The 13177-nt window shown below is 28.0% G+C and carries 10 protein-coding genes; 4 read left to right on the forward strand and 6 right to left on the reverse strand.

What is annotated here, in order from left to right; genetic code table 11:
* Nucleotides 1-137: 137 nt before the first annotated feature.
* Together TEGL_RS13570 and TEGL_RS13575 are read right to left on the reverse strand one after the other, a co-directional pair.
* On the reverse strand, nt 138-2906 hold the full coding sequence (locus tag TEGL_RS13570; RefSeq protein WP_018589599.1) for a calcium-translocating P-type ATPase, PMCA-type: 2769 nt from the start codon (nt 2904-2906) through the stop codon (nt 138-140).
* 156 nt (nt 2907-3062) lie between these two features.
* A complete protein-coding gene (locus TEGL_RS13575; RefSeq protein ID WP_026255010.1) occupies nt 3063-3488 on the reverse strand; it encodes a CBS domain-containing protein in 426 nt (141 codons plus the stop codon).
* A 149-nt stretch (nt 3489-3637) separates the two neighbouring features.
* On the opposite strand from TEGL_RS13575, the gene TEGL_RS13580 reads away from it, so the two are divergent.
* Nucleotides 3638-4399: a hypothetical protein gene (locus tag TEGL_RS13580; protein WP_018589601.1), complete on the forward strand. Its 762-nt coding sequence runs from the start codon at nt 3638-3640 to the stop codon at nt 4397-4399.
* Between the two features lie 105 nt (nt 4400-4504).
* Here TEGL_RS13580 and TEGL_RS13585 read toward each other — a convergent pair whose 3' ends face one another.
* Nucleotides 4505-4705, reverse strand: a complete 201-nt coding sequence (locus TEGL_RS13585; protein ID WP_018589602.1) for a cold-shock protein — start codon at nt 4703-4705, stop codon at nt 4505-4507.
* 145 nt (nt 4706-4850) lie between these two features.
* Nucleotides 4851-6002 carry an amidase domain-containing protein gene (locus TEGL_RS13590; RefSeq protein ID WP_018589603.1) on the reverse strand — a complete coding sequence of 384 codons (1152 nt, stop codon included), beginning with the start codon at nt 6000-6002 and terminating at the stop codon, nt 4851-4853.
* Between the two features lie 221 nt (nt 6003-6223).
* On the opposite strand from TEGL_RS13590, the gene TEGL_RS13595 reads away from it, so the two are divergent.
* The 3 genes from TEGL_RS13595 to TEGL_RS13605 all read left to right on the forward strand — a co-directional run bounded on the left by TEGL_RS13595 (nt 6224) and on the right by TEGL_RS13605 (nt 8913).
* Complete coding sequence (locus TEGL_RS13595; RefSeq protein WP_018589604.1) at nt 6224-7042, forward strand: pyridoxamine kinase; 819 nt, start codon at nt 6224-6226, stop codon at nt 7040-7042.
* A gap of 87 nt (nt 7043-7129) precedes the next feature.
* Nucleotides 7130-7450, forward strand: a complete 321-nt coding sequence (locus tag TEGL_RS13600) for a YlbF family regulator (RefSeq protein WP_018589605.1) — start codon at nt 7130-7132, stop codon at nt 7448-7450.
* 140 nt (nt 7451-7590) lie between these two features.
* Nucleotides 7591-8913 (forward strand): aminotransferase class III-fold pyridoxal phosphate-dependent enzyme, encoded by a 1323-nt coding sequence (locus tag TEGL_RS13605; protein ID WP_018589606.1) that lies wholly within the window; start codon nt 7591-7593, stop codon nt 8911-8913.
* Between the two features lie 119 nt (nt 8914-9032).
* On the opposite strand, the gene TEGL_RS13610 is transcribed toward TEGL_RS13605, so the two are convergent.
* Nucleotides 9033-11675, reverse strand: coding sequence for a calcium-translocating P-type ATPase, PMCA-type (locus TEGL_RS13610; protein WP_018589607.1), 2643 nt, complete (start codon nt 11673-11675; stop codon nt 9033-9035).
* A 315-nt stretch (nt 11676-11990) separates the two neighbouring features.
* The gene (locus TEGL_RS13615; protein WP_018589608.1) at nt 11991-13073 is read right to left on the reverse strand and encodes a hypothetical protein; all 1083 of its coding nucleotides are present in this window, start codon (nt 13071-13073) and stop codon (nt 11991-11993) included.
* Between the last annotated feature and the right edge of the window lie 104 nt (nt 13074-13177).

Consider the following 13177-nt stretch of genomic DNA (forward strand, 5'->3'; position numbering starts at 1 on the left):
TAAAGTCAATTATATCATCATAAAATAAGGGTGTATACATAATTTACCATTATATGTTGTTTTTTGTATATTATTTTAAATTCTTTTGTACTTTTGTATGTTAAAACTTTTATTAATTTATCTAAATAGAAATCTTATTATCTTCTAAATAAAAAATCTCTTTGTTTTTTTACTATTCTAAGCGCTAGTTTAACGATTTCATTTAGAATAAGCACCATGGAAGATAATAAAATTATTTTACACCACATAACTACACTTAATGGAACTGAGCTAAAAAATTCTCTAAATATTTGTGTAAACAATATCTGAGCTACTGCTGTAAGAAAAATCACTTCAAGTGCTAATTTATTTTCAAAAAATTTTGGTATTGTACTATTTAGTCCAAACTCTCTACAGTTTAACGCATTAAATAATGCACTAAATGCAAATAATGAGAATATAACAGTTCCTTGTTCTGTTGGAGTAGCATTAAGTATATTAAGCTCCTCTTGTAATTGAACTATGGATACTATAAGCATTGCATTAATAAATATATTAATACACATACTTCTGGCTATAATACCTGCATCTCTTCTTATTGGTTTCCTTTTAAGAACATAATCTCTTACAGGTTCTAAGCCTAAAGCTAGAGCTGGAGGCCCATCCATAATTATATTAACCCATAATAATTGTATTGTTGTAAAAGGCATTTCTTGTCCTAAAACTTGTGATATTATCGCTGTAATAAAGGCAACTATATTTACTGTAAGTTGAAACTGTATAAATCTTTGGAAGTTTTCATATATTCCTCTTCCCCATTTTATCCCATCAACTATGGTACTAAAACTATCATCTGTTAAAATTATATCCGATGCATTTTTTGAAACTTCAGTTCCTGATATCCCCATTGCAATTCCTACATCTGATTTACTTAATGCTGGTGCATCATTTATTCCATCTCCAGTAACAGCTACAACCTCCATATTCTTTTGTAATGCTTGTACAACTCTCATCTTTGTATCAGGTTTTGAACGAGCAACTATGGATATTTCATTAATTTCTTCTCTTAATTCTTCATCTGACAATATATCAATATACGTAGCTTCAACAGCTTTTTTATTTCCATCTAATAATCCTATTTCCTTTCCTATAGCTATAGCTGTATTAATATTATCACCTGTAAGCATTTTAACTTTAACACCTGCATTATAAGCTGTTTCAATAGATTCCTTTACTCCTTCTCTCAAAGGATCTACAATTCCTACAAATCCACTAAATATTAAATCACTGTCATTTTCATACAACTCTATATATTCATTAAGATATTGTATATCTTCAAATGTTGCAGCAACTTCCATAGATGCCCTATCTATATTTTTATAAGCGAACCCTAAAGTTCTCATTGATTTATTTTGCAGTTTTTTAATCTCGCTTAATAAATGTTTTTTCATTTGAGGTGTCATTCTAACAATATCTTTTCCTTTTTGTAAATAAGCACATTTTTTTATTAAAACTTCTGGGGCCCCTTTACTTAGAAATATTCCCTTATTCTCTATATCAATTAAAGAAGACATTCTTTTTTTCTCTGAGCTAAAAGGTACTTGAGATAATAAATTAGTATCTCTTCTAAAACTCTTATAGTTTTTGTCAATATGATATAAAAGTAGAGCGCATTCTGTTGCACTTCCTATATATTTATATGACTCGTCCACTTTTTCTATATCAGCAGTTGAATTTACTATGCAGTTTTCTTCGAAATAACTATAACTTCTATATCCTTTACTATTTATATACTTTCCATCAATATAGGCAACTTCCACAACCATCTTATTTTTGGTTAAAGTTCCCGTTTTGTCTGAACAAATTACAGACACACATCCAATAGTTTCACATGCTTCCTTTTTAGTTACTAGTGCATTTATTTTAGCCATCTTTTGCATAGTAATGGCTAGTGTAATATTAACCATCGTTGGTAAACCCTCTGGAACAGTAGCTACAATCAAAGCTATGCACACCATATATATATCCTTAGCAGGCTCTAATGATTGTAAAAATGGAATAATTCCTGAACTATTTAAACTTATTTGTCCATGCACACTCATTTTTGTAATCATATATATACATAGCAAAAATGATATAACACCTGAAATTCCTGCAATCTTTGCTCCTAATTTACCCAGTTTTATTTGAAGCGGAGTCTGTACACTATCATCACTTATATTTTGAGCTATCTTACCCATCTCAGTCTTATCACCGGTAGCAGTTACAAGCATTGTTCCTCTTCCATAAGCTACAAATGTTCCTCCAAATACCATATTTATTTGTTTCGCTGGTATTGTCTCTTGTTCTATTATTTCGGTTTTTCCATAAATAACTTCCATCTCTACTATTTCATCTGCACTCTTGGCAACATCTGCCGATTCTCCTGTAAGCATGTCCTCTCTTAACTTTAAATTTATAGACTCTATTAACCTTCCATCAGCTGGTATCATATTTCCACTTTCTATATAAACTATATCTCCAGGTACTAAGTCCCTCTTAGAAATCTGATGAATATTTCCTTCTCTTAATACTTTCACTTCTATATTGTCAGTTAACTTAGATAGAGCTTCAGCTGCTTTTTTTGATTTACTTTCTGTTACAGCTCCTATAGATAACCCTAATAAGACTGCTATAAAAATTCCAATTGCGTCATGTATTTCTCCTATAAACGCACTTATTACGGCTGCAGTTAGCAAAATAAGTATCATAGGTTCCATAACACTCTCACTTATAACTTCATACAAAGGCTTCCTTTCTTTAACTTTGAATTCATTATAACCACAAGTCTTTCGTCTTAATTCTACGTCATTACTACTCAATCCAGTTTCTTTGCTTACTTTTAAATACTTTAAGCTTTCATTAGTTGATTTATTATAGTATCTCATATTTTTATCCCCCTAGTTACTTTCATTCAAACTTATATAAATATATGTATATATTTATATAGATATTCTAGTAACTAGGTTAAAAAGTATTAACATATATTCAAATAAAAAAATAGATAAACCCTATTAGAATTTATCTATTTTCTAAAACTATTTTTATATTTTTACAGTTTTATGTATTTTATCGTAACAATATTCAATAATCTCTTTTCGTTTTATTATCCCAATAAAAGTCTTATGGTCATCAATTACGGGAACAAAGTTTTGATTTCTAGCCTTCGATATTAAGTCTTCAATATTTGCTTCCACACATACTGGCGCATTGTCCTTTCTTCTTTTTATCGTACTAATTGGCATATCTTCCAATGCTTTAAAATCCAGTGTCTTCTCTTGAAAATTGTCTTTTAATGTCCACAATAAGTCGCCTTCTGTTATAGTTCCTACATATTTCCCTTCACGAGTCAATATAGGTATAGATGAATATTTATGATACTCCATCTTTTCTAGAGTTTGTCTCAATGTATAGTCTTCATAAATAAAAGCCACTTCACTTTTTGGTGTTAAGAAAAACAATATATTCATTAACATTACACCTCCAAAATTAACTAGCTAATTATAAAAGTATTTCCCTTAATATTAATTTTATCATATTTGCCTCATAATTAAAATTTATATTTTGAAATTCAATTTAAAGGGTATAAATATATTATTAACTTTTTTGGAGGCAGAAAATGAATTATCAATTAGAATTAGAAAATTACTTATCTAAAATATATGATGAAAAAATTTATCAAATACTTATAAAAGAAAACTTATCCAAATTAAAAAACATGAATTCAAGTGAAATTAGGTCTTTAATAAACTCAAATGAAGTTTATTTAGGTAGCGATTTAGATGAATATATTTTAAATTTAATACCAGAAGGATTTAAAGGATATCTTTTAAGAAAAGCTATTTCAAAAAAACATAATCTTACTTATCCTCTACTTTATAATGAAGAGGGGAAAACATTAAGAGTTCATACTCATAATAGTTTTTCTACTGTACTTTGGAAAGACTTTACCAATGAAACATTTATTAAGGATTTAAACAATAAATTTAGTTGTAAGGACTTTTATGATTATGTAAATAAAAATCTTGATATCATATATAACAATTTAATTAATAAAATTGAAGTTTTTAAAAATGATAATGTTATTATTATACCTTATAAGAATAACAACTTAGTTAATACTGTGAAAGAAATGATTATAAGTAAAAAGCTAGATTTTTCTTATGCTTTATCTTTTGTAGATATGAATAAATTAAGAGAAGAAATGGAGTTCTTTTCCATTGACCTTTCTTACTATGATGAATTTGATAAACTAGAAGATGATTTGGAAGAATGTTTAAATAAGTTTTTCAAATACAATGATAGTGAGTTGTATGATTTATTAATAAACAAAGAGAACTTTACTTTATTAGACGATGATAAATTAGTTAAGATAATTTAATTTATATAAAAAAAAAGCCACTTTAATAAGTGGCTTTTTTTTCACATATGACTAGATATTACTAATATTTTGTTACTAATTAATACCAATATATATGAATTTTAATTATATTCTTACTACGTTAGCAGCTTGAGGACCTTTTGCACCTTCAACTACGTCGAATTCTACATTTTGTCCTTCTTCTAATGACTTGTATCCATCACCTTGTATAGCTGAAAAGTGTACGAAAACATCTCCTTCACCTTCTACAGATATAAATCCAAATCCTTTTTCGTTGTTAAACCATTTTACTACACCAGTTTTCATTTAATTAAATCCTCCTAAAAACACACTTTAATTTAGCTGCTTAAAAATGCAACTCTAATCTAACTTTAACATATATACATAGTTTTGTCAAACTTATTTGTTTCTATACTATTTTTATAATTTTTTTATTATATAATTATATTTTTTAATAATTCACTTTAATTAAATGAAATTTAATAGCCTTATCACTCCACCCTAAATCCCATGGAACTAGTAGTCTGTCTGTATTATGACAAGTTACTAAAGGGTATCCTTTTGAATCAAATCCTGTAACAGTAGATACATGAGTTATTCTTCCTTTTTTTTCATATCCAACAAAGTCTCCAGGCCTTAAGTTATAAGCCTCTCTATATACTTCTTCATAACTTCCTTTAGAAATATAACTTCCTCTTCCACTGTTTATTATATAGTTTTTAAACCCTTGTGCATTTACCCAAGCTTTTGTTGCACTACCATTGTCATAATTCCAAATCTCATTTTTTTTAAATTTGCCACTTTCATACATTATTTGAGATGCAAAATTAGCACAATCTCCACCATCACCATTAAAATCACGATACTTTGTATTAAACTTCAGCCCAAACTCTTCATCAGCAGCAGCTCCACAGTACCTATGAGCATACTCTATAGCTTTTTTTTGTTCTTTTGTCAATTCTTGATGGATCTCTTCATGATTTATAATGTAATTTTTTATATCATCAGATTTAATATTTTCTAAATTCAAAGAGTCAGCAAAAGGATCTGTGTACCATTCCTTTACAATTATATAATTTCCATCTTTTATTTTTACATGAAGATAATGATATGTACCTATTCTGAACATATTTGTTTTGTCTGGATCATTTTCATAAGAATATTTATATTCAGTAGATACATCACAAATAATACCATATAAATTTTTTTCTCTTTCTCTCATTTTTTTTATTTTAACTTTTGTTTTTATATTGTTGAAATTTACTCCTTGTTTACTTGACCAATTTTCCAAGTACTTCATCTTTTTTACTTCTTGCTCATATGCCCAAAGACCAAACTTTATATCAGTATCATAAAGTCCTTTTAATATATCTTCGTTTTTATCTAAAATTGCTTTGTTTCTATAATCAAAAAGATTTTCCAAAAGTACAGTATACTGTTCACTTATTTCCTTTGGATGTTCATCATTATTATAAGCTTCTCTAATTAATGCTTCTTCTTTACATAAGCGATTATTCTTATAGTTAAAAAATAATGAAATAAATAAAACAAAGGATAACGTAAATAACATATACTTAATATACTTATTTTTGGCTCCCTTCAAGCATTACACCTCCCAATAAAAAGTACATCAATTTTTAAGTTAATTTTAGTATGTCCAAATAACTCTAAATAATTTTAGGATTATTTGCAAATTTATAGATAAAATTGTATTAATACACCTTTTATTTTCTAATTAATATTTAAAAGCGTAACAATTTTTTATTTTTTATAGTAATATAAAATTATATTATAATTTTAATGTTTTAAAATGGAGGTTTATAGATGTTAAAAAAAGTAGCTGCCATAAATGATTTATCTGGTATTGGAAAATGCTCTCTTACTGTAGCAATTCCCATATTATCAGCTTTAAAAGTACAATGCTGTCCATTTCCTACAGCTATTTTATCAAGCCAAACAGGTTTTAGTGAATATACCTTTTTAGATTTGACTGATGAAATGAAAAAATATTCAAATACTTGGAAAAACCTAAATTTAGAAATAGATACCATATATAGTGGATTTTTGGGTTCAATAGATCAAATAGATATTGTAAGTAATTTTATTAAGGAAAATCCTGATTCTTTTGTAATTGTTGATCCCGTCCTTGGTGATGATGGTGTAATGTATCCTATATTTAGTAAAAAAACATGCGATGAAATGAAAAATTTAGTTATACATTCAAATCTGATTACACCAAACATAACTGAAGCTTGTTTATTATTAAATAAAGAGTTTAAAACAGATTTTAATGAAGAAGAAATAATAACTATAGCTAAAGATTTAAGTAATTTGGGTCCTGAGAAAGTAATTATAACTGGTATAATTAGAAATGAAATGATTTACAACTTATCCTATGATAGAAAAACTGATAAACCCTTTACATATGGTCTTAAATATAATAAATGTTCTTATAGTGGCACCGGTGATATTTTTGTTTCAATAGTATGTGGACTTATAACTAATAATTATAATTTAGATTTTGCAGTAAAAACAGCATCTGATTTTATATACAAATGCGTTTCTTATACTTATAAGTACGAAAATGATAGGAATCAAGGAGTTATGTTTGAAATGTTTTTAAATGACTTAACTTCAATTTAATAAAAAATCTAAATATTAATGAAAATTTATTCTATATCTTACTTTAAGCTTATAAAATATAATATAGGCCTAAAGGAGGATATTTTTATGGATATAAATCAAAAAGCTAAAGAACTTGCTTATTATATTAAAGGTACTAGAGAGTTTAAAACAATGAATAGATGTAAAGAGGAACTTGAAAGAAATAAGTCTTTAAAAAGACATCTAGATGCATATTTAAATAAAAAAAATCAAATTTACTCTAGATATAAGATGGATGATGCAAATAAAAAAGTTTCCAAACTTGATAAAGAATATATTAATTTTTTCAACGATCCTCTTGTAACAAATTACATGAATAGTACTAATGAATTTAATTCAATGATGAAAAAAATTTATTCATCAATAGAAAATGAGCTCTTAAAATAATTTATATTTCTAACATATAAAGCTTCCATATAATCATATGGAAGTTTTTAATATTTTATTGACTTTTATAAATATAAGGAATTATGATTTATGTAATATGTTATCGTTATATATTTTTAATTTGTTAGGGGTGAAATACAATGAATCTTACTAATAAAGATATTTGTGAGAGAGAAAAAAAAGTTTTATCTAGTATCCAAAAACTACCTTATTGTCCCATAGCTATAAAAAGCGGAAAAGGAGCTTTACTTTATGACTATGATGAAAATGAATATATAGACTTTCTATCAAGTGCTTCTTCTGCTAACATAGGCCATGGTAATGAAGAAATTACCCAAGCTGTAAAAAATCAGATGGACAAAATCACACAATATACGATTGCTTATTTCACTTGTGAGCCACCAGTAATTCTTGCAGAAAAAATAATAAATTTAGCTCCTGGTAATAGCAATAAAAAGGTTCTTTATAGTACTAATGGTTCAGAGTCTATAGATGCTGCCATAAAACTATCAAAAGGATATACTGGTAGAAATAAAATAATATCATTTCATGGAGCTTATCATGGAAGTACTTATGGATCCCTTTCAATTTCTGCAATAAGCTTAAATATGCGAAAAAAAATAGGCTCTCTTTTGCCTGACATTTATCATTTTAATTATCCTATATGCATCAAATGTCCCTATAGTAAAAATGAATCTGAATGCAACCTAGAGTGTTTGAAAGAAATAAAGAATGCTTTTCAAATGTATTTACCTGCTGATGAAGTAGCTGCAGTATTTTTCGAACCTATTGCTGGTGATTCTGGCATTATAGTTCCACCAAAAAAATATGTAGAAAATTTATATAAATTATGTAAAGAGAATAATATACTATTTGTTGTTGATGAGATTCAGCAAAGTTTAGGCAGATGTGGTTATTGGTTTTCTATCGATCATTTCAATATTGAACCTGACTTAATTGTTATGGGCAAATCTTGTGGTGGAGGTTTACCTTTAGGAATAGTAGTTGGTAAAAGTGAAATTATGGAATGTTTAAATGCTCCTGCTCATGCCTTTACTCTTTCTGGAAATGCTACAGTGTGTGCTGCAGCCTTAAAAATGGTCGAAATATTTGAACGAGATAATATTATTGAACAAACTAAAGAAAAAGGTTCTTATTTAATGAATAAATTAAATTACTTAAAAGATAAGTATCCTAATATAATAATGGATATACGTGGTTTAGGCTTATCTATAGGTGTTGACTTACCCGACAAACTTGCCACAAAGAAAATATGCTATCAATGCATCAAAAATGGTCTACTACTTATATCATTAGGCGAAAACACACTTAGAATTCAACCACCTTTAATTATTACTAAAACACAAATAGACAAATCTATTGAAATATTAGAAAATTCTATCAATTATTTTATAAAAGGAGAAATCAGCGATGATGCTTATATTTTTATAAATGGATGGTAAAATACATGATAATAATTTTAAAAAAGAATTTTACATGTTTAATTGTTAGTATGGTAAATGGTTATTTCTATATAAGTCAATAATAAAAAGGAACTGTAAAATACAGTTCCTTTTTATTATTATTTTGATTCATATTTTCGTTGAAAAAGCTTAACTATTTCTACTATAGGTATTACTGTAAATGATATTAAAATAGATACACTATATTCTATAATTGATATGCTTTCCAAGCCAAAAGCATTTGACAAGAATGGTATATAAATTACTGCAAGAGTAAGTAAAAGTGATAATATCATCGCACCCCATAAAAATTTATTTTGAGATTTTATAGTAAATACAGAATTTCTTCTAGATCTAAGGTTAAATGAGTGGAATATTTCTGACATAGACATAGTTAAAAATGCCATTGTCATTCCATCAGCGCTATTTACAAACTCCCATACTCCGCTCTCCATATAGTGACCAACTACATATGCCACTATAGTTATTATGGCTATCATAAATCCTTGCCATATTATATCAATACTTACTCCACCAGCAAATATGCTTTCTTTTGAATTTCTAGGTGATCTTTTCATTATATCCTTTTCTGCTTTTTCTGTTCCAAGAGCTAAAGCTGGAAAACAATCAGTAATTAAGTTGATCCATAATAAATGAACAGGTTTTAAAATAACAAACCCTACTAAAGTGGCAAAGAAAATAGCTACAACTTCACTTAAGTTGGATGATAATAAAAACTGTATAGATTTCCTAATATTATCATAAATTCTTCTACCTTCTTCTACTGCATGAACTATTGTAGCAAAATTATCATCAGCAAGAACCATATCTGATACGTTTTTTGTAACATCTGTTCCAGTTATACCCATACCCACACCTATATCAGCACTTTTTATGGCTGGAGCATCATTTACTCCATCTCCTGTCATAGCAGAAATTTTTCCTTTTTTCTTCCATGTGTTTACTATTCTAACTTTATGTTCTGGCTGAACTCTAGCATATACTGAGTATTTTTCTATATCCTTTTCAAACTCTTCATCACTAATTTCATTAAGCATTGCACCTGTTATAGCTTCACTACTACCTGTTATTATTCCTAGTTCAATGGCTATGGCAACTGCTGTGTCTTTATGATCTCCTGTAATCATAATAGGTCTAATTCCTGCACTATTGCATTCTTTTATAGCATCTACTACTTCTTCTCTTACTGGATCTATCATTCCTGTAAGACCTACAAATATAAGATTATTTTCTAATGCTTCACTTGTAATCTCTTTTGGTACCTCTTCATAATATCTTATAGCAGAGCATAAAACTCGAAGGGCTTTATCAGCCATATCTTTATTTTCTTTAATTATTTTATTTCTAATTTCTTCACTTAAGTCTTCTATTTTATTATCTATTAATATCTTGTTACAACGTTTTAATATTACATCAGGAGCTCCTTTTGTGTATTGAACATAATTCTCTTTATTTTTATGAATAGTAGTCATCATTTTTCTGTTTGAATCAAAAGGTAGTTCCTTAAGACGAACTTCAGTTTTTACTAAATCATTTTTATTTAACCCTAATTTGTATGCATAATTGACTAAAGCACATTCTGTAGGCTCTCCTATAGCTTTTTTACTGTCTTCATCTAATACGGCATCACTACAAAGTGCCATGGATTTAGCTAAAAGTTTTTCATTATATCCATAATATTTAACAATAGTCATCTTATTTTGTGTTAAAGTTCCTGTTTTGTCTGAACAAATAATTTGAGCACATCCTAAAGTTTCTACTGCAGTTAATTTTCTTATAATAGCACTTTTCTTAGACATATTTGTAACCCCAATAGCTAAAACTATTGTAACAACTGTAGCTAAACCTTCTGGTATAGCTGCTACTGCCAAACTTACAGCAACCATAAATGTATCTATAAATACTTCGCCGCTTAAATTAGGATAAGATTTTCCAAGGGTGAACAAAAATATAAAAATACATATTCCTATAACTAAAAAACTAAGGGTTTTGCTAAGTTGACTTAGTTTAACTTGTAAAGGAGTTTGACTTTCTTTTGTATTAGAGAGTACATTAGCTATTTTTCCCATTTCTGTATTCATTCCTGTGGCTGTTATTATAGCTTTACCGCGACCATAAACAACTGAACTTCCCATGTACACCATATTTTTCCTATCACCTAGAGATATATCTTTTTCACTAGATGATAGTGACAATGTGTAATTATGTTTTGTAACTGCTACAGATTCTCCTGTTAGTGCAGCTTCTTCAATTTTCAAACTAGCACTTTCTATAATTCTTCCATCCGCTGGAATTGCATCTCCCGCTTCTAATAAAATTATATCTCCCGGAACAACTTCTTCACTTTTAATTATTAATTGTTTATTATTTCTTATTACTTTACATGTTGATGCAGTCATATTTTGCAAAGCTTCTATAGCTTTTTCCGATTTATTTTCTTGATATACTCCAAGTATGCCATTTATTATTACTACTGCAAATATTATAAAAACATCTGTAAAAGATTCATTAGCATAAGCTGCTGTTATACCTGATATTATGGCAGCTACAATAAGTATAATTGTCATTGGATTAGTTAATTCTTTTAAAAATTTTACAATTATTGGTGTCTTTTTACCTTCTTCAAGTTTATTTAATCCATTTTCCTTTAATCTTACTTTACTTTCTTCTTCGCTTATTCCTTCAGAACTAGATCCTAATGAATTTAATATTTCTTTGTAATCAGTCAAGTATTCTCTCATTTTCATACCTCCTTCTTATTATTATGAATATAAAAAATGAGACCTATGCATAGAAAAATCTATACACAAGTCTCATTCATTAAGGTAAACCAGGCTAAATTGTCAGCCAGGATGTTGACTTACCTCGCATATACTGCGGAATTACTCCCTCGTGGATTAATTTATTTTAATAGTATATTTTTAGTATATTATAATTGTATTTAATTTAGAATAAATTTCCATATTTTTTTTATTATTTTACACAAAATTAACATATTTATATTATGTAAAAAGGTAGAGCTAAAAACTCTACCTTCTCCCCCTATTTATTTAACCTTATTTATTATATGGCATTTGTTGCATCATTTGTTGCATATGCATATAATAATTCATCCACATCTCATCATATCCATTAGTATAAGGAGACATATTAGAGTTATCTAATGATGGATATTTATTAGTAAAGTTGCCCATACATTGCATTGGTGACATATTATACATTGGACTCACATAAGTTGAACATGAATTTTCAAAAGAACAATCATTATCCATATCCACATAGATTATTTCATCATAACATTTACATGTCTTTTCTACTATAGTCTCACAAGTATTTTTACAAGGTTTGTTACATCCACATGATGACATCGAAGGCATCATATCCATTTTAGGTTGTACTGATTGATTTGATACACAATTATTTTCACAGTTTTGTAGTTTATTACCACATTTATCTAGCATTTCTTCACACTTCTTAGACTTGCCTTCATATTCTTTTATCTTATCACCTGCTGTTTTGTAACATTCTAATGCTTTTTCATCATATTTTAATGCTTGATTATATAAACATTTAGCTTTATCATTATAATTTTCTGCTTTTTCATATAGACATTTAGCTCTTTCACAATTATCTTTAGCTTCTCTTTCTATACATTCTGCCTCTTTATTTAAAGCTTTAGCTTTTTCACACAATTCTTGTGCTCTTTGCATTAATTCTTTTGCTTTACATTCATCATTTCTAGCTTGATTTTCACTTTTGTTTGCATTTTGCAATAAATTACATGCCTTTTGTGATAATAATTTAGCACTCTTTTCACATTCCTTAGCTTGATTAAATGTTTGTGTTGCATCTACTTCATATTTGCAAGCTTTTTCAAATAATTCTTCTGCTTTTTTAGCTAACTCCACACATTTATCTACACAAGTTATCTCATAATCACCACAAGGACACTCCACATAAGAAGCGATTGGTTTCTTTGCAGTAGGAGATGGTTTACAAGATGAAATAGGTGTACATTCTACTACAGTTTCGCAAGGTTTACAAACCTCACATTTTTTAGTAGTTTTTACAGCTTCAACTGGTTTACAAGCTTCATTTTGAGGAGCGCAAGAACAAGATTGTTTCTTCTTTTTTTTCATAATAAGTCAAACTCCTTTTGTTGTTTTTATTCCATAAGCCCTAAAACTTATGTTACTTAATATAATTATATGAAAAGCCTGTAATGTGGTTACTTATTGTAATA

Source organism: Terrisporobacter glycolicus ATCC 14880 = DSM 1288 (assembly GCF_036812735.1).
Taxonomy (GTDB): domain Bacteria; phylum Bacillota; class Clostridia; order Peptostreptococcales; family Peptostreptococcaceae; genus Terrisporobacter; species Terrisporobacter glycolicus.

Bases quoted from the DNA above. Each gene is read 5' to 3' on its own strand.
- TEGL_RS13605 (WP_018589606.1), top strand. From the start codon at position 7,591: ATGAATCTTACTAATAAAGATATTTGTGAGAGAGAAAAAAAAGTTTTA.
- TEGL_RS13600 (WP_018589605.1), top strand. From the start codon at position 7,130: ATGGATATAAATCAAAAAGCTAAAGAACTTGCTTATTATATTAAAGGT.
- TEGL_RS13615 (WP_018589608.1), bottom strand. From the start codon at position 13,073: ATGAAAAAAAAGAAGAAACAATCTTGTTCTTGCGCTCCTCAAAATGAA.
- TEGL_RS13570 (WP_018589599.1), bottom strand. From the start codon at position 2,906: ATGAGATACTATAATAAATCAACTAATGAAAGCTTAAAGTATTTAAAA.
- TEGL_RS13575 (WP_026255010.1), bottom strand. From the start codon at position 3,488: ATGAATATATTGTTTTTCTTAACACCAAAAAGTGAAGTGGCTTTTATT.
- TEGL_RS13580 (WP_018589601.1), top strand. From the start codon at position 3,638: ATGAATTATCAATTAGAATTAGAAAATTACTTATCTAAAATATATGAT.
- TEGL_RS13585 (WP_018589602.1), bottom strand. From the start codon at position 4,705: ATGAAAACTGGTGTAGTAAAATGGTTTAACAACGAAAAAGGATTTGGA.
- TEGL_RS13595 (WP_018589604.1), top strand. From the start codon at position 6,224: ATGTTAAAAAAAGTAGCTGCCATAAATGATTTATCTGGTATTGGAAAA.
- TEGL_RS13610 (WP_018589607.1), bottom strand. From the start codon at position 11,675: ATGAGAGAATACTTGACTGATTACAAAGAAATATTAAATTCATTAGGA.